Annotated in this window: 12 protein-coding genes; 8 read left to right on the forward strand and 4 right to left on the reverse strand. The window is 68.4% G+C overall.

Translation table 11 applies throughout. From position 1 onward, the window contains the following. Window positions 1-284: 284 nt before the first annotated feature. From OEJ37_RS26630 to OEJ37_RS26645, 4 genes are all read left to right on the forward strand, one after another. Complete coding sequence (locus OEJ37_RS26630; RefSeq protein WP_263347136.1) at window positions 285-1,703, forward strand: MFS transporter; 1,419 nt, start codon at window positions 285-287, stop codon at window positions 1,701-1,703. A 391-nt stretch (window positions 1,704-2,094) separates the two neighbouring features. Further along, window positions 2,095-3,420 (forward strand): hypothetical protein, encoded by a 1,326-nt coding sequence (locus OEJ37_RS26635; RefSeq protein ID WP_263347138.1) that lies wholly within the window; start codon window positions 2,095-2,097, stop codon window positions 3,418-3,420. Window positions 3,421-3,581: 161 nt separating this feature from the next. Then, on the forward strand, window positions 3,582-4,694 hold the full coding sequence (locus OEJ37_RS26640; protein WP_263347140.1) for a porin: 1,113 nt from the start codon (window positions 3,582-3,584) through the stop codon (window positions 4,692-4,694). An 8-nt stretch (window positions 4,695-4,702) separates the two neighbouring features. After that, window positions 4,703-5,755 carry a nucleoside hydrolase gene (locus OEJ37_RS26645; RefSeq protein WP_263347143.1) on the forward strand — a complete coding sequence of 351 codons (1,053 nt, stop codon included), beginning with the start codon at window positions 4,703-4,705 and terminating at the stop codon, window positions 5,753-5,755. 27 nt (window positions 5,756-5,782) lie between these two features. Here the strand turns inward: OEJ37_RS26645 and OEJ37_RS26650 are convergent, their stop codons facing one another. Further along, window positions 5,783-6,694: a LysR family transcriptional regulator gene (locus OEJ37_RS26650; protein ID WP_263347146.1), complete on the reverse strand. Its 912-nt coding sequence runs from the start codon at window positions 6,692-6,694 to the stop codon at window positions 5,783-5,785. Window positions 6,695-6,788: 94 nt separating this feature from the next. Here OEJ37_RS26650 and OEJ37_RS26655 point away from each other — a divergent pair, with 94 nt between their 5' ends. Together OEJ37_RS26655 and add are read left to right on the forward strand one after the other, a co-directional pair. Then, entirely contained in the window at window positions 6,789-8,138 is a 1,350-nt protein-coding gene (locus OEJ37_RS26655) for an NCS2 family permease (RefSeq protein WP_263347149.1), read from the forward strand. Window positions 8,139-8,184: 46 nt separating this feature from the next. Next, window positions 8,185-9,285, forward strand: a complete 1,101-nt coding sequence (gene add / locus OEJ37_RS26660) for an adenosine deaminase (RefSeq protein WP_263347151.1) — start codon at window positions 8,185-8,187, stop codon at window positions 9,283-9,285. Window positions 9,286-9,315: 30 nt separating this feature from the next. On the opposite strand, the gene OEJ37_RS26665 is transcribed toward add, so the two are convergent. Next, the gene (locus OEJ37_RS26665) at window positions 9,316-9,768 is read right to left on the reverse strand and encodes a nuclear transport factor 2 family protein (RefSeq protein WP_174417945.1); all 453 of its coding nucleotides are present in this window, start codon (window positions 9,766-9,768) and stop codon (window positions 9,316-9,318) included. Window positions 9,769-10,045: 277 nt separating this feature from the next. On the opposite strand from OEJ37_RS26665, the gene OEJ37_RS26670 reads away from it, so the two are divergent. Then, entirely contained in the window at window positions 10,046-11,308 is a 1,263-nt protein-coding gene (locus tag OEJ37_RS26670) for a hypothetical protein (RefSeq protein WP_244130715.1), read from the forward strand. Window positions 11,309-11,361: 53 nt separating this feature from the next. Further along, window positions 11,362-12,639 carry a WG repeat-containing protein gene (locus OEJ37_RS26675; protein ID WP_263347154.1) on the forward strand — a complete coding sequence of 426 codons (1,278 nt, stop codon included), beginning with the start codon at window positions 11,362-11,364 and terminating at the stop codon, window positions 12,637-12,639. A gap of 70 nt (window positions 12,640-12,709) precedes the next feature. Here OEJ37_RS26675 and OEJ37_RS26680 read toward each other — a convergent pair whose 3' ends face one another. Together OEJ37_RS26680 and OEJ37_RS26685 are read right to left on the reverse strand one after the other, a co-directional pair. Next, on the reverse strand, window positions 12,710-14,941 hold the full coding sequence (locus OEJ37_RS26680; RefSeq protein WP_174417944.1) for a penicillin-binding protein 1A: 2,232 nt from the start codon (window positions 14,939-14,941) through the stop codon (window positions 12,710-12,712). Window positions 14,942-15,038: 97 nt separating this feature from the next. Then, complete coding sequence (locus tag OEJ37_RS26685) at window positions 15,039-16,574, reverse strand: PLP-dependent aminotransferase family protein (RefSeq protein ID WP_263347156.1); 1,536 nt, start codon at window positions 16,572-16,574, stop codon at window positions 15,039-15,041. Between the last annotated feature and the right edge of the window lie 78 nt (window positions 16,575-16,652).

The following is a 16,652-nucleotide window of genomic DNA, read 5'->3' on the forward strand; positions in this document are numbered from 1 at the left end:
GGGCCCGTACCGTCGGGCCGGCACCGCCGAGGCGCTGCGCGGGCGGCGCCGGATCGCCGTTCCGACGCGTTTACCGTACCCGACAGACGGTTACGCAATTTACACAATATCCGGCGCGAAATCGGGGTGTCCGAATCGGTTCGGGGCGTGCAACACGGCCGGGCTTCTGGCGTGCACGTGCGCCGGACGGACGTGCCGGTACAATGCAGCGATTCGCCCGACGGCGGCTCGACGGTCGCCGGACAACAACACACAACACGACACGATCAGGAGACGCGCCCAAGATGGCCTCAACGGACAGCCTTTCGCAGGCATCTTCCCAATCCCCATCCATCGACCCCGGCTCGATCTCGGCCCGCCTCGACCGCCTGCCACCGACCCGCAGCGTCTGGAAGCTCGTCATACTGCTGAGCCTCGGCTTCTTCTTCGAACTCTACGACCTGCTCTACAGCGGCTACGTCGCGCCCGGCCTCGTGAAAAGCGGGATCCTTTCGGCGACGACGCACGGCCTGTTCGGCACCACGGGCGTCGCGAGCTTCATCGCCGCGCTGTTCTCCGGGCTTTTCATTGGCACGATCGCGTGCGGTTTCCTCGCCGACCGCTTCGGTCGCCGCGCGATCTTCACGTGGTCGCTGCTGTGGTACACGGCCGCCAACGTCGTGATGGCGTTCCAGGACACCGCGGCCGGGCTGAACTTCTGGCGCTTCGTCGTCGGCCTCGGGCTCGGTGTCGAGATGGTGACGATCGGCACGTACATCTCCGAACTCGTGCCGAAGCAGATCCGCGGCCGCGCATTCGCGTGCGAGCAGGCGGTCGGGTTCGTCGCGGTGCCGGTGGTCGCGTTTCTGGCTTACCTGCTCGTGCCGCATGCGCCGCTCGGCCTCGACGGCTGGCGCTGGGTCGTGCTGATCGGCGCGCACGGCGCGCTCTTCGTGTGGTGGATTCGCCGCGAGCTGCCGGAAAGCCCGCGCTGGCTCGCGCAGCAGGGCCGGGTCGACGAAGCCGACCGCATCATGCGCGCGCTCGAAGCGAAGGTCGAAGCCGAATACGGGCGGCCGCTGCCGCAGCCTGCGCCGGCCGAACCCGTGCCGCCGCGCGGCAGCTTCCGCGACATGTGGGTGCCGCCGTATCGCAGCCGCACGATCATGATGACGATCTTCAACGTGTTCCAGACGGTCGGCTTCTACGGCTTCGCGAACTGGGTGCCGACGCTGCTGATCAAGCAGGGCATCACGATCACGTCGAGCCTGATGTATTCGAGCGTGATCGCACTCGCGGCGCCGATCGGCCCGCTGATCGGCCTCGTGATCGCCGACCGCTTCGAGCGCAAGTCGGTGATCGTCGCGATGGCGGCGGCGATCGTCGTCTGCGGGCTGCTGTTCAGCCAGACGACGGTGGGCGCATTCCTGATCGTGCTCGGCATCGGCCTCACGCTCGCGAGCAACATCATGTCGTACAGCTTCCACGCGTATCAGGCCGAGTTGTTCCCGACGTCGATCCGTGCGCGGGCCGTCGGTTTCGTCTATTCGTGGAGCCGCTTCTCGGCGATCTTCTCGTCGTTCGCGATCGCGGCCGTGCTGAAGGGCTTCGGCACCTTCGGCGTGTTCGCGTTCATCGCGGGCGCGATGGCGATCGTGATGGCCGCGATCGGGCTCATGGGGCCGCGCACGAAGGGCATCGCGCTCGAAACCATCTCGAAGTAGTCAGTGGTTGCGCACGCGTGTCGCAGGGTTCGTGCGGCACGCGTGCGATGCGGTCTTCTCAGGGAGAAACGGCATCACCAAAATGATTTGGCATGCGAATTTGTTTGGCGGGAGCATCGTTGCATGCGGAACGCCGCACAAGCCTGCCGGGCGCATGCTTTGAAACGTCCAACTTGTAAGGTTGACACGCAACGAAGCCACAAGCGGCAACGAGTTGAAACAAAGCGTGACGAAGCGCAATCCGCCGCGAAACCGCGCGTTTCTTCGCTGCCGATTCCTGCGCTGGCGCGTAGAATGAAGGGCCTGACGACTCATTAACCGCCATCGGACCGCACGCGTTGCATCAGCGAACGGCTCCACCGCGAAGAGGCGTCGGCGCCGGGCGCACACGATGCGCCGGACGTGTCGATGGCTCGCGCGGAAGATGCGCCGCTCGCAACAGCAACATGCGGCGGCCGGATCGGCCGATGGCTTCGAACGTATGATGCTTTCCAGCCTGACGCGGCGATTTGCGAAGCCGCGTTGCCGTGCCCGCGCAGTCGCCGCGTATGTGTGGCTCGCTGCCGCGCTGCCGATTTCCGTTCTTGCCTGGCGGCCTGCCTTTGCGGCATCCGACGCCTCGTCGTCCACTGCTACGTCATCCTCATCAGTTGCGTCGCCGGTGTCGGCGGCTTCCCGTGTGCATCCGGCTTCATCCGCGCATGCGTCGTCGGGCGCATCGGCGGCGCAGCCCGCGTCCGCGGCATCGCATGGGCATCATGCGGAGCCTGCCAGCGCAGCATCGGGCGCGTTGCCATCCTCCGCAGCGCCTGCATCGGCGGCTTCCGCCGCATCCACTGCCGAACCTGCGTCGGCCGCGTCCGCCGTACCGGCGAGCGAGGCCGAGCCGCCCGTGCCGACCCCGCCGCGCCGGCATCCGCCGCTGTCGGCCGATGACGCGAAAAACGCGACGGTACGCGCGATCGACATTCGCAAGCGCTTCACGCAGGAAGTCACGCGGCGCCTGAGCGTACCCCTAAGCGAACAGCGCGCATACGGCGCACGGCTCCAGAACGCGCTCGCCGATGCGGACCTCGGCGACCTGGCCGGCGAATACGTTGCGATGGTCGATCGCGCGCCGAACGTGCAGGCGCTTTTCATCTATTTCCGTGCGACACCGGCCAATGCATGGCTGATGATCGGCGCATCGCCGGTCGGCACCGGGTTGCCGGGCAAGTACGATCATTTCCTGACGCCGCTCGGCGTGTTCCATCACTCGCCCGACAACATGGATTTCCGGGCGGAAGGCACGACGAACGAGAACGGCATTCGCGGCTACGGCCGCCGCGACATGCGCATCTACGACTTCGGATGGGTGGACGGCGAGCGCGGCTGGGGCAAGGGCGGTGTGTCGCCGATGCGCTTCCAGATGCATGCGACCGACCCCGACCGCCTCGAAGCGCTTCTCGGCATCCGGCACTCGAAGGGATGCGTGCGGATTCCCGCGTCGCTGAACCTGTTCTTCGACCGGCACGGCCTGCTCGACGACGACTACCAGGCGCGCGTCGAGGCCGGCAAGTCGCTGTGGGTGCTGCGTCGCGACCGCGACATCACGCCGATCGCTGGCCGCTACCTGGTCGTGATCGACAGCGCACGCAAGACGCGCCCGGCGTGGTCGCCGTTGCCGGGGCGCAACGCGTGGTCGAAGCTGCCGAAGGGCGGCGACACGGCAGATTGACCGCCGCTCCGGCGGGCGTGCGGCACGTGGGGATGAGAATAAATCCGTTTTATTGATACATAAGAAAAGCAAACTTTTATTATCCGATCCGGGTTCGTATAGTCGAGGCCAGTTTCGCGGAACCCTGCCGCGCCTGGACCACCACCGATCACACGACCCGCATGAAAACTCTCTACAAGCTCGCTCCGCTCGCGATGCTCGGCGCCTTCGCGACCCATGCCGGTGCGCAAAGCAGCATCACGCTGTACGGTCTCATTTCGGCCGGCGTCGGGTTCGCGACGAACCAGGGTGGCAAGAACGCCTGGCAGGCACTGTCCGGCACGAACCAGAACCCGCGCTGGGGGCTGAAGGGCAAGGAGGATCTCGGGCAGGGGCTGTCCGCGATCTTCCAGCTCGAGAACGGCTTCAACGTGATGACGGGCACGGCCGCGCAGAATGGCCGCGAGTTCGGACGCATGGCCTACGTCGGTCTTGCCGACCGCACGTACGGCTCGCTGACGTTCGGCCGCCAGTACGACGCGATCCACGACTACATCGGGCCCGTGATCATCGCGAGCAACGGCGTGAACATCGGCGACAACGACAACGGCTACAACGACATCCGCGTGCAGAACTCGGTGAAGTACGTGAGCCCCGTCTACTATGGCCTGAAATTCACCGCGCTGTACGGCTTCAGCAACGCGACGGGCTTCGCGAACAACAGCGCATACAGCTTCGGGCTCGGCTACGAGCGCGGCCCGCTGCGCTGGAGCGCGGTCTACGCGCAGTACAACCATCCGTACAGCAGCACGAACCAGGACGGCGCGATAGCGAACGACTATGCATCGCCGCTGCTGATCTTCAGCAAGAGCGCGATGTCGCCGGCGGCGTACGCGAGCCGGCAGCGGATCGCGGGCACGGGCGGCTTCTACACGATCGGCCGCGCGCAGTTCGCAGCGATGTTTACCGACGTGCGCTACGATTACCTCGACAATTCGCACCTGCACCTGCAGAACCTCGGCGTGAACGTCGTCTACACGATGACGTCGCAGCTTTTTCTCGGCGCCGCGTATGCGTTCACGAACGGCAAGTACGACGTGATCGACAGGCGTCCGAAATGGCACCAGGTGAACCTGCAGGCCGATTACTTCCTGTCGAAACGCACCGACGTCGCGCTGACGGTGATCGCGCAGCAGGCGGCCGGCGACGCGGACCATGCGCAGATCTTCGCGTACGCGCGCTCGACTGGTACGCGCCAGATGATGGCGACGCTCGGCGTCCGGCACGTTTTCTGAGCCCGACCATGACCCATCCGATCGCATCCCGCCGCACCTTCCTGAAACTGTCCGCCGCGCTGGCCGGCACCGCATTGCTGCCGGAAACGGGCGCGCTCGCCGCCGGCGGCGACGCCGCGCGCCGCACGGTGATCATCGATACCGATCCGGGCCAGGACGACGCCATCGCGATCCTGTTCGCCCTCGGCGCGCAGGACCGGCTCGACGTGCGCGCGCTGACCGCCGTCGCGGGCAACGTGCCGCTCGACCTGACCGAACGCAATGCGCGGATCATCCGCGACTGGGCCGGCCGCACGAAGACGCTGCCCGTCTATGCAGGCTGCCCGCGCCCGCTCGTGCGCGAGCTCGTGACGGCCGCGAACGTGCACGGCAAGACGGGGCTCGAAGGCGTCGAACTGCACGAGCCGCGCGCGCCGCTCGCGACCGGCCATGCGGTGTCGTACCTCGTCGATACGCTGAGCCGCGCGGCGCCGAACAGCGTGACGCTGTGCGCGCTCGGCCCGCTGACGAACATCGCGACCGCGCTGGTCGAAGCGCCGCAGATTCGCGGCGCGCTGCGCGAAATCGTGCTGATGGGCGGCGCGTTCTTCGAGCGCGGCAACATCACGCCGGCCGCCGAGTTCAACATCTATGTCGATCCGCAGGCGGCCGACGCGGTGTTCGGCAGCGGCGTGCCGATCGTCGTGCTGCCGCGCGACGTCGCGGTGAAGGCGCCGATCACGCCGGCGCGCGTTGCGCCGTTCCGCGCGCTCGGCAACCGCTGCGGTGCGATCGTCGCGGACATCATGACCGCCGAGCTCGCGTACAACAAGAAGCGGCGCGGCGTCGACGACGGGCCGATGTACGACCCGACCGCGGTTGGCTATCTCGTCGATCCGACGATGTTCAACGGACGCAAGGTGAACGTCGTCGTCGAGACGACCGGGCAGTGGACGCTCGGCGAGACGATCGTCGACTGGAACGGGCGCAGCGGTCGCGCGGCGAACGCGACGTGGATCAACGAAGTCGACGCGGACCGCTTCTACGCGACGCTCGTCGAGCGCATCGCGAAGCTGCCCTGAACGCGGGCCGTCGCGCGGCGAACGGATTCAGATGTGCTTGGCGATCCACTCGCGGCACGCGCGCACGTGCGGGCCGCGATCGTCGGCGGCGAGCGAGATCAGCGAGATTGCGCGCGTGACGCGTGGTTTGTCGACGCGCAGCGCGACGAGTTCGGGATCGTGCAGATGCATCGTGTAGAGGCTCGGCAGCACCGCGGTCGCGAGGCCGTTGCGCGCGAGCGCGTAGAGCGGCTCGGTGTATTCCATCCGGTACGTGACGTTCAGGCGCAGCTTCTCGGCGCCGCCGGTGCGATGCAGCGATTCGCTGACGCTGCCGCGCACGAACACGGCCAGCTCGCGATCGACGAGCTTCGCCCACGTGACGCTCTTCGCGCGGGCGAGCGGATCGTCGTGCCGCACGACGATCACGATCTCGTCCTCGAACAGTTGCCGGTAGTGCAGCGTGCCGTCGTCGCTGTCGGGTTCGCGCACGCCGATGCCGAGATCGGCGACGCCGTCGCGCACGGCTTCGACGAGCGCGCTGTTCGGCAGGTCGGTGAGCGTGAAGCGCAGCGTCGGATGCGTGCCGCGCAATGTGTTGAGCGCGGGCAGCAGGCGGCCCGCGACCGACGGGATGAACGCGATCCGCACGGTCTGGATGCGTTCGCCGATGAGCCGCGTCATGTCGTCGAAGGTGCCGCGCGCCTGGTTGAGCAGGCGTTCGGCGAGCGGCAGCACGGCAACGCCAGCGGACGTCAGCGTGAGCCGGTGCGCGGAACGCGCGAACAGGCGCCCGCCGAGCAGGAACTCGATCTGGCGGATCGACGCGGTGAGCGCGGGCTGCGTGAGCGACAGCGCCTGCGCGGCTTGCGTGAAGCTGCGTGCATGGGCGAGCACGACGAAGTGCTGGACCTGCCGCAGCGTGAGCGCGGGCAGCAGCGACGAGCGGTCGGACGACATCGGGCAATAACGGTCGGGGTGCGGTACGCGGCAGTATAAGACCGCGCTGCGTGAATCGGCACAGGACAATATTCGGAATCACAGGAGAACCACCATGTCAGCGACTGACACGATGCCGGCGCGAACGCCGGCCAACTGGCTCGAACGCCGCTTTGCACTCGCCGCGCGCGGCACGAACGTGCGCACCGAGACGATCGCGGGCGTCACGTCGTTTCTCGCGGCCGCGTACCTGCTCGTCGTGATTCCGTCGCTGCTCGCTACAGGCGGCATGGAGCGCGGCGCGGCGACGACCGCGACGATCATCGTGTTCGTGCTGTTCACCACGCTGATGGGGCTCTATGCGAACCTGCCTTTCCTGGTCGGCCCCGGTATCGGTGGCTCGGTGATCATCGGCGTGACGCTCGCGACGACGGAACACGTCGGCTGGCAGACGGGCCTCGGCATCGCGTGCGTGTCGGGCGTGCTGTTTTTCCTGCTGACGATCCTTGGTGCACGCGGCGTCGTGGTGCGGCTGATTCCGGTGCAGATCAAGCTCGGGCTCGGCGCGTCGATCGGGTTGTTCGTCACGATGCTCGGGCTGCGCAATGCGGGAATGGTCGTGGCGAACGCGAAGACCAACGCGTTCGCGCTCGGCGACTTCTCGCGGCCGGGCGCGCTCGTCGCGCTGATCGGCCTGGCGGTTGCGGTCGTGCTGCAGGCGCGCAAGGTGCCCGGCGCGATCCTGATCGCGATCCTCGCCGCAGCCGCGGCCGGCGTGCCGCTCGGCGTCACGCACCTGCCCGCGTCGTTCGTGTCGCTGCCGCACAGCATCGCGCCGATCGCGTTCAAGCTCGACATCGGCAGCGCGTTGAGCCTGGCGGCCGCGCCGTACCTGTTCGCGTTCTTCGCGGCGGAATTCTTCTCGACGCTCGGCACTGCACTTGCGGTCGGCGCGAAGGCGAACCTGCTCGACGAACACGGCAACCTGCCGGACATCAACCGGCCGTTCCTCGTCGATTCGCTCGCCGCGACGATCGGGCCCGTGTTCGGCATCCCCGCGCTGACCGCGCTGATCGAATCGGCGGCGGGCGTCGAGGCCGGCGGGCGTAGCGGGCTGTCGTCGCTGGCTGCGGCCGCGCTGTTTGCAGCGATGCTGCTGTTCGTGCCGGTCGCGCTCGCGATCCCGAAGGAGGCGACCGCGCCCGCGCTGATCCTGATCGGGCTGTCGATGTTCGCGACCATCCGCCATACGCATTTCGACGACTTCACCGATGCGCTGCCTGTGATGTCGATGGTGCTGCTCACGCTGATGTCGAACAGCTTCGGCACCGGCATCGCAGGCGGGCTGCTGTGCTACGTGCTCGTCAAGCTGCTGGCCGGCCGCTGGCGAGACGTGTCGTGGGGGCTCGTCGCGCTCGCGATTCCGCTCGGCTATTACTTCTGGACCGTGGTGAAGCCGCACTGAGAGACGGCTTTCGCGACGTATCGGCATTACCCCAAAAGAGACTGACATGAAGGGAACACCAGGCAACGTCCCGGCCGCGCGCACGGGCATCGAGATCACACCGGCCCATCGGGCCTTCTTCCACGCGCTGCCGAAGGTCGAGCTGCATTGCCACCTGCTCGGCGCGGTGCGGCACGATACGTTCGTCGCGCTCGCGGAACGCAGCGGCGCGCCGATCGAGCGCGCGGAGATCGACGCGTTCTATGCACGCGGCGAGAAGCCGGTCGGCGTGCTGCACGTGCTGCGCGCGCTCGACAAGTATCTGCTTACGCAGCCCGACGATCTGCGAAGGATTGCATACGAATATCTGGAGGACGCGGCTGCACACAACGTTCGGCACGCGGAATTCTTCTGGAATCCGACTGGTACGGTGCGCGTATCGGGCATCGCGTATGCGGACGCGCAGGCCGCGATCGTGACGGCGATCCGCGATGCCGCGCGCGACTTCGGGATCGGCGCGCGCCTGATCCCGAGCATCGACCGCGAGCAGGATCCCGACGAGGCGGCCGCGATCGTCGAATGGATGAAGGCGAATCGCGCGGACGAAGTTGCCGGGATCGGGATCGACTATCGCGAGAACGACCGGCCGCCGGAACTGTTCTGGAAGGCGTACCGCAACGCGCGCGCGGCCGGCTTCCGCACGACCGCGCATGCGGGCGAGTTCGGGATGCCGTGGCGCAACGTCGAGACGGCCGTCGATCTGCTGCAGGTCGATCGCCTCGATCACGGTTATACGATCGTCGACAACCCCGATCTGTGCGCGCGTTATGCGGAACGCGGAATCGTCTTCACCGTCGTGCCGACGAATTCGTTCTACCTGCGCACGCTGCCGCCGGAGCAATGGGCGGAGCTGCATCCGATGCGCAAGATGCCGGGCCTCGGGCTGAAGATCCATCCGAACACCGACGATCCGACGCTGCACAAGGTCAACCCGAGCGAGGCGTGGGAACTGATGTTCAGCCATTTCGGCTTCACCGTGGCCGAGCTGAAGCAGTTCATGCTGAACGGGATCGACGGTGCGTGGGTGGACGATGCGACGAAGGCCGCGTGGCGTGCGGCGTGGGCGCCGGAGTTCGATGCGCTGGCCGCCACGCTCGCGGCGGGCTGAACGCGGCTGTGTTTTCCGCCGATGGGTGCGTCAGCCGGCCGGTGGTTCGTTCAGGTTCAAGTGGTAGCGCAGGTCGCCCGCGAAATCGAACAGCGTATAGTCGCGGCACGTAAAGCGCCACACGCCGTCGACGCGTTCGAACGCGTCGTGATGGCGGCCCGCGGCGACCGGTTGCGGCGCGAGGCCGTCGACGGCCTGCAGCACCGTGTAGTACGAGCGCGCCGTCGCGCGATGCGCGGCCTCGTCGATCTCGATGATCGGATTGGTGACGACATGCTTCGTGCGCGGCGTGCCGCACGGGTAGCGCTTCACGCTTGCGCCGAACAGCGCGAGCAGTTCATCCGCGCCGATCGTCGGCGCGCCTTCCTTCGTCTTGATGCGCGCGTGCCGGAATAGCTCGGCGACGCCCTGCAGGTCGCCGGCATCGAGCCGCTCCGCGTAGCGGTACAGCAGGTTCGCGATGTCGACTGCGCTTTGGGTCATGGGGCCTCGGTCGTCGATGGACGATGACGGCGATGGTGCGCGGCACGCGGAGGGCCCGCTTCGTCCGGGTGGACTAATTCGACACGCTGCACGTTCGGGCCGGCGCGCCGCGCTCTCGACACCTTTACGTTTCCCCACACGTCGCATGAGCCGTGCCGGCTGGCGTACGTCGTTCGCGTTCGCTATATTGGCGTCCGGTGGCGATCGGTCGTGTCGCCGCCGCCGTGCGCTGCCGCGCCGGACATCCAGAAAACAATTCGAATCGAGAGGCTCAGCCGTGCGCAAACCTTTGTTCTGTCTGCTGTTGTTCGCATCGCTGTCCGCGCGGGCCGGCACTGCATGCGATGCGCTGCTCGGCGATTACGCGCCGGCGGCCGGCAAGCCCGCGACGCTGCGGGTTGAGAAGGTGGGTGGAGAGACCGTGCTGCGGGTGCGCGACGCCGGCCAGTGGAGCGTCGAAACGGAACCGACGCGCGAGGCCGAGCTCGACACCGACGGCCCGGACAAGCCGCCGGCGGGCGCCTGCGTGCTCGAGGTGCCGGGCGGCGAGCTGATCAAGTTGCCGATCGGCGCACCGTATCAGGTCACGTCGATCACCGGCAGCAACTTCACGACGAAGCATTCGACGACCGGCGTCGTGATGCTGGCGATGCAGGGCTTCCAGGTCGACGGCATCGAACTGTATCCGGTCGCGCGCAGCGGCGATTCGCCGCCCGCGCCGGTGAAGGCGGTGCCTGGCCGGGAGATCGCCGATGCCGGCCCGTGCCCCGGCCACCATCCGCCCGACATGAGTCAGGCCGACTTCGACGCGCTGCCGCAACCGGTGCACAAGTACTTCGCCGATCTCGATCCGCTGCGCCAGCGCGCGTTCGTGTGCGGCCAGGCGCTCGACGAGATCGTGGGCGACGGCCTGACGTCGAACGACGAGAAGGAAGTCGATGCGATGTGGCGCTGGCTCGGCGTGTTGCTGCGCGCGCACCAGGTGCCGCGCGACGCGCACGGTCGCGACGATCGCTGGCGCGTGGCCGGCCAGTTGCTGCGGCAAAACCGTCCGGACCCGGGCGCGGCGGCGTCGCCCGATCGCGCGCGCCGGCAGGCGCTCTTGCTGGACGTGCTGGTGCCGAACCTGCCGCCGCCCGACACGCTGCGCGACGGCCGCGAGGAGCAGGCGAGCGACCTCGTGGCCGAGGTCGTGAAGCTGCCGGAGCCGGATGCGCTCGCCGCGCTCGGCAAGTTGCAGGCGAGTGGCGTGCTGCGCTGGCAAGTCCACGATAACAACCCGTACCGTATTGCCGACGTCGCGTTGCCGGACGCATTGAATCCGCCCGTGTCGGCGTCGGTCTTCGCGCTGCTCGCGAAGAACGCGAATCCGGATGTGCTGCGCGACGACGCGCTGCTTGACGGCGAGGTGACCGAACATCATGTCGATGGCGTGCGACGCCTGCTCGACGCCGGCGTGAAGCCGTCCGCGAAAGTGCTGGCGAACGCCGGCGGCGATCCGGAGATCCTGCGGCTGCTGCAGGCGTCGGCCGCACGCTGACGGCGATCGAATCGGCGCGACACAACACGACAACAGCGAGGGCGATCGTTCCGATGGGCAATCGAGCATGGCTCTATCTCCAGGCCGGTGACGGAGACGACGCGCGAACGATCGAGTTCGCGGAATCCAACAATCACTTTCCGCTACTGTGGCGCGTGCTGCTCGCCGACGGCGGCGCGGGCGACGCGATTGCCGATCAGCGCGTGTTCGGCGACGCAGGCACGCCGAATCTCGCCAGCGACGCGCGCGAGGCGCATGCGCGCATCAGCCGGCTCGCGTCGTTCGTCGTCGCGCATCCGCTACCCGGCGACGATCCGGCGCTCGCGCGCCAGTTCGATGCGCTCGTGCGCCATCTCGGTGAGTCGATCGACGCGTTCGGTGATGTGCACGGCGCGCCACGGTTTTCCGCGAACCTCGACGAATTGTCGTGGCTCGACGACAGCGATCCGGACGATTTCATCAACGAGGAGCGCGACACCTGCACGCGCCTGTGGTGGCGTGTCGTGAATTGCATGGACTTTCGCGACGTGCGCGGCGTGCGCGACACGCTCGAGATCGACACGCCGGCCGATTGGCGCGACTGGGCGTGGGGCTTCGGGTTCGGCGGCGTGTCGCATCACTACTTCCAGCACCAGGACCCGCCGCGCGGCGTGATGTTCGCCGAGATGTTCGATGCCGGCGAGCTGCACGGCAACTGGCTCGGCTTCGACACGTTCAGCTTTCGCGGGCGCAACGGCCTGTGGGGCGTTCGACGTGAAAACGACGACGCGTGGGACGTGATCGTGCCGCCCGAGTGGACGAACCTGTGGGCCAGCGGCGCACGCGATGACCGGTTGTTATGGGTTGCGCGCGACGGTCAGGTCGGCTTGCTGCTCGCCGACGATGCTGGTGCGCGGGTCGTGCGCGAACCGGCGTTCGATGCGGTGTGGGATTTCACCGACGACATCGCATGCGTGCGCGTCGGCGAGCGGTTCGGGCTCGTACGCGCGGACGGCACCTGGGTGCTCGAACCGTCGCTCGACGATTTCGGTGAATTCTCCGACGGGCTGGCGTCCGCGAGCGTGGACGGGCGCTGGGGCTTCGTCGACATGAACGGTGCGTGGGTCGTCGCGCCGCGCTTCGATGACGCGCAGGAGTTCGTGCGGGGCGAAGCCGTGGCCGTGTGCGAGGGCGAGCACTGGGGCCTGATCGGCCGCGACGGGCAGTGGCGCGCGCGGCCCGAATGGACGTCGCTCGACTGGTCGCCGGAGCGTGACGCGTTCCTGGCGGAGCGCGACGGGACGGTTGCACTCATCGACGTGAAGGGGCGCGTCGTCGTCGAGCCTCGCTGATCGGCGGCGACGACGCCTCGGTAAAACGGGCGGCCGTCGCGCCGGTCTGCGTTGCCCGCCGACGGCACGCTCAGTGGAAAAACTTCAGCCAGTCGAACAGGCCGGGATGCGGGCGCCGCCTCGGTGCCGGCGCCGGCGCGCTGCGCGGCCGGAAGTCGGGCGAGAACTGCGCATGCGGATCGATCGCACGCGCGCGCAGCGCCGCATCGTAGAAACTGCCGACGATCGGCAGCGCGCTGTGCGCGCCCGCACCCCAGTAGTCGCTGCGAAGCGTCACGCTGCCGTCGTCGAAGCCGACCCATGCGCCGGCTACCAGTTGCGGATGCATCAGGATGAACCAGCCGTCCGTGTTGTCCTGCGTCGTACCCGTCTTGCCGGCCACGTCGACGCGAATCCCGTAGCGCGAGCGGATGTCGGCGCCGGTGCCGCGATCGACGACATCGCGCATCACGTCGACGAGCGTTTGCGCGGCAGGTGCCGGCAACGCGCGTTCGGGCGGTGCGCTGCCGAATGCAGCGAGCACCTTGCCGTCGCGATCCTCGATGCGCGTGATCGCCTGCGGCGCGACGTACACGCCGCGGTTCGCGATCGTGCCGTACGCGGACACCATCTCCTTCAGTGTGACGGGGCTCGTGCCGAGCGCGAGCGACGGCACCGCGTCGAGCGGACTGTCGCGCACGCCCATCGCGCGCGCAAGCTGCGCGACCTTCGCGGCGCCTTCCTGCTGCATCACCTGCGCGGTGATGCGATTGCGCGACAGCGCGAGCGCGTCGCGCAGCGTCATCGGTTCGCCCGTCGGCGGCTCCTCGTCGGTCGGGCGCCAGACCGCGCGGCCGCCGATCGGGATCGCGACCGGGCGGTCGATGAACGTATCGCCCGGCCGCATGCCATCCGCGAACGCGGCGCCATAGACGAACGGCTTGAACGTCGAGCCCGGCTGCCGCCGCGCTTGCGCGACGTGATCGAACGGCTCGCTGCCGAAATCGGGGCTGCCGACCCATGCCCTGATCGCACCGTTGCGCGGATCGATCGCGACGAAGCCGGCCTGCACCTGCGTCTTGCGTTCGCACAGCGCATGCATGAACGCGCGATTCGCGCCGAGTTGCTTCAGCGCCGCTGCATCCGCGAGCCCCGCGTCGCGGGCACTGCGATAGTCGGAGGTCTGGCGGATGAAGCCGCGGAACAGGTCGTTGCGCAGCCCGCAGCCGGACGGGCCGCGCCATGCGCTGTCGGCGATCGCCTGTAGCTGCTCGGTCTGCTGCGTCAGCGCCTGCGTCGCCATGTCCTGCAATCGCGCATCGAGCGTCGTGCGCACGACGAGGCCGTCCGAGTAGAGGTCGTAGTTGTTGCGGTCGGCCCACGCGATCAGCCACTTGCGAAGCTGCACCGCGAAATGCGGCGCGAGGCCGGGCTGCGCCGTCTGTGGCTCGAAGTCGACGCGCAGCGGCTGGCGCTGCAATTTCGCGAGCTGCCGCGGCGACAGCATGCCCATCGTCGCCATCCGGTCGAGCACGATGTTGCGCCGCTGCACCGCGCGTTCCGGATTCAGCACCGGGTTGTAGTAGCTGTTGCCCTTCAGCATCCCGACGAGCGTCGCGCTTTCGGCGATGTCGAGCTGGTCCGCCGATTTGCCGAAGTAGGTGCGCGCGGCCATTTCGACGCCGTACGCGTTGTACAGGAACGGCACGGTATTCAGGTACGTTTCGAGAATCTCGTCCTTGCTGTACACCGTCTCGATCTTGAAGGCGGTGATCAGCTCCTTCACCTTGCGCGTGAGCGTCAGCGAACGGCCGACTTCGTCCGGGTACAGGTTGCGCGCGAGCTGCTGCGTGATCGTCGAGCCGCCCTGGCGCGCGCCCGAGAACGTGTGCAGCCCGGCCGCGATCGTGCGGCGCCAGTCGATGCCGTGATGCGCGTAGAAGCGGTGGTCCTCGGTCGCGATCAGCGCGTCGACCATGTGCGGCGAGATTTGCTTGAGCGGCACCCATTCGCGGTTGACGGGCCGGAACTCGGCGATCAGCTCGCCGTCGGCCGACAGCACGCGCGCGGGGCGGTCGATGCGTGCCTTGCGGATGTCGCCGATGCTCGGCGTGAACGGAACGAACGCAAGCAGGACCAGCAGGCCCAGCACCGGTATCGCGGCGAGCGTCAGCGCCACGCCGCGCCGCGTCGGATGACGCAGGCGATGCAGCGCGCCGGCGCACAACGCGCGGGTGCGCGAACGGCAGGCGGCGGCGAGCGGCGCGACACGGGCGCGGCAGCGGAGCCACGCGTCTCGAAGAAACGGCACGAAGCGATTCACGGCGGCAGGGGCGTGGACGGAAGAGGCGCGATCCTAGCAAACGGCGCACGCTTGCCGGCGGCCGAAACGGCCTTTTGCTTGCAGGATTTACAGACGATTACGTTTGTTGCCTGCGGACAACCTTTTGCGGCGCGACCGGCTGCGATTCTTCCGACGAAACCACGTCCGCGAGCCGCTGCGCGGCCGCCTCCATCTGCGCGCGGCCGAACCCGCCGAAGCCGAGCACGAGCCCCGGCCGGGCCGTGCCCGGCGCGAACATCGGCGACACCGCGCGCACCGCGACGCCGGCCTGCGCCGCGCGCGCGACCACGTCGAGATCGTCGATCCCTTCGGCGAGCCACAGCACGACGTGCATCCCCTGGTCGCCGGGCTGCACCCATGCGCGTTCGCGCGGCAGCCTCGCGCCGAGCGTGTCGATCAGCAGCGCGCGCTGCTCGGCGTACACGCCGCGCACGCGGCGGATGTGGCGGTCGAGATGGCCTTCCGCGATGAACGCGGCCAGCACGTGCTGGTCGGCGGTCGGCGCATGGCGATCCATCAGCACGCGCGCGCCGCAGAACGCGGGCACGAGATCGTCGGGTGCGATCACGTAGCCGAGCCGCAGCGACGGAAACAGGATCTTGCTGAACGTGCCGAGATAGATCACGCGGTCGGGCGCGAGCCCCTGCAGCGACGGGAACGGATAGCCTTCGTAGCGCAGCTCGCTGTCGTAGTCATCCTCGACCACCCACGCGCGCTGTGCGCGTGCCCAGGCAAGCAGCGCGTTGCGCCGCGCCATGCTCAGCGGCATGCCGAGCGGGTACTGGTGCGACGGCGTGACGAATGCGGCGCGCGCATGCGGCGCCAGGCGGATGCCCGCGTCGACGTCGATGCCGTCGGCGTCGACCGGCACGCGGACCATCGCGTCGCGCCGCCCGGTGCTTTCGAGCAGCGCGGTGATGCCGCGATAGGCCGGATTCTCGACCCACGCCTGGTCGTGTGCATCGAGCAGCACCTGGCTCGCGAGATGCAGCCCCTGCTGAGTGCCGCTCGTGATCACGACCTGGTCGGCCGTGCAGCGCACCGAGCGCGACCGGCGCACGTAGTCGGCGATCGCCTCGCGCAGCGGCCGCGCGCCTTGCGGGTCGGCATAGCCGGACGGCGCGCCGGCGCCGCGCGCGCGCAGGCGGTTGCCGAGCCGGCGCCAGATGTCGTCGGGCGCGGTGAGGCCGACCGGCACCGAGATCGCGAACGGCATGGCCGGCAGCGGAAGGAATTCGCGGGCGATTCGCGCGAAGGTGGCGGCCGGTTCGGGCAGCCCGGCGCGCGCCGGGCGCCCGCGTTGGGCGGGCGGTTCGGGTTCGTCGACGGGCGGCGGCTCGGCCAGCGCGTGCGCGACGCGCGTGCCCGCGCCGCCGCGCGATTCGAGGAAGCCTTCGGCGACCAGCTGCGCATACGCGTCGACGACGGTGCCGCGCGCGACCTGCAGCGCGGCCGCCAGCAGCCGCGTGGACGGCAGCGTATCGCCCGGACGGACGTCGCCGCGCCGCACGGCGTCGCGCAGCGCCTGCGCGAGCTGGCGGCTCAGGTCGCCGGCCGCGCGGTCGAGCGCGCCGAGCGACGGGATTTCGACGTTCCGGGCCGTTCTTGCCATGATTCTGGTCTGCTGAAATTGTTCCAAACCGGCTCTACAGCATAAACCAGTTTGAGATCACAATCGGCGCATGACGGG

The sequence above is a fragment of the Burkholderia sp. BKH01 genome (genome assembly GCF_025685725.1).
GTDB lineage: Bacteria > Pseudomonadota > Gammaproteobacteria > Burkholderiales > Burkholderiaceae > Burkholderia > Burkholderia pyrrocinia_C.

Coding starts and splice junctions, on each gene's coding strand:
- OEJ37_RS26630 (WP_263347136.1), top strand. CDS start 285: ATGGCCTCAACGGACAGCCTTTCGCAGGCATCTTCCCAATCCCCATCC.
- OEJ37_RS26635 (WP_263347138.1), top strand. CDS start 2,095: ATGCGCCGGACGTGTCGATGGCTCGCGCGGAAGATGCGCCGCTCGCAA.
- OEJ37_RS26640 (WP_263347140.1), top strand. CDS start 3,582: ATGAAAACTCTCTACAAGCTCGCTCCGCTCGCGATGCTCGGCGCCTTC.
- OEJ37_RS26645 (WP_263347143.1), top strand. CDS start 4,703: ATGACCCATCCGATCGCATCCCGCCGCACCTTCCTGAAACTGTCCGCC.
- OEJ37_RS26650 (WP_263347146.1), bottom strand. CDS start 6,694: ATGTCGTCCGACCGCTCGTCGCTGCTGCCCGCGCTCACGCTGCGGCAG.
- OEJ37_RS26655 (WP_263347149.1), top strand. CDS start 6,789: ATGTCAGCGACTGACACGATGCCGGCGCGAACGCCGGCCAACTGGCTC.
- add (WP_263347151.1), top strand. CDS start 8,185: ATGAAGGGAACACCAGGCAACGTCCCGGCCGCGCGCACGGGCATCGAG.
- OEJ37_RS26665 (WP_174417945.1), bottom strand. CDS start 9,768: ATGACCCAAAGCGCAGTCGACATCGCGAACCTGCTGTACCGCTACGCG.
- OEJ37_RS26675 (WP_263347154.1), top strand. CDS start 11,362: ATGGGCAATCGAGCATGGCTCTATCTCCAGGCCGGTGACGGAGACGAC.
- OEJ37_RS26685 (WP_263347156.1), bottom strand. CDS start 16,574: ATGGCAAGAACGGCCCGGAACGTCGAAATCCCGTCGCTCGGCGCGCTC.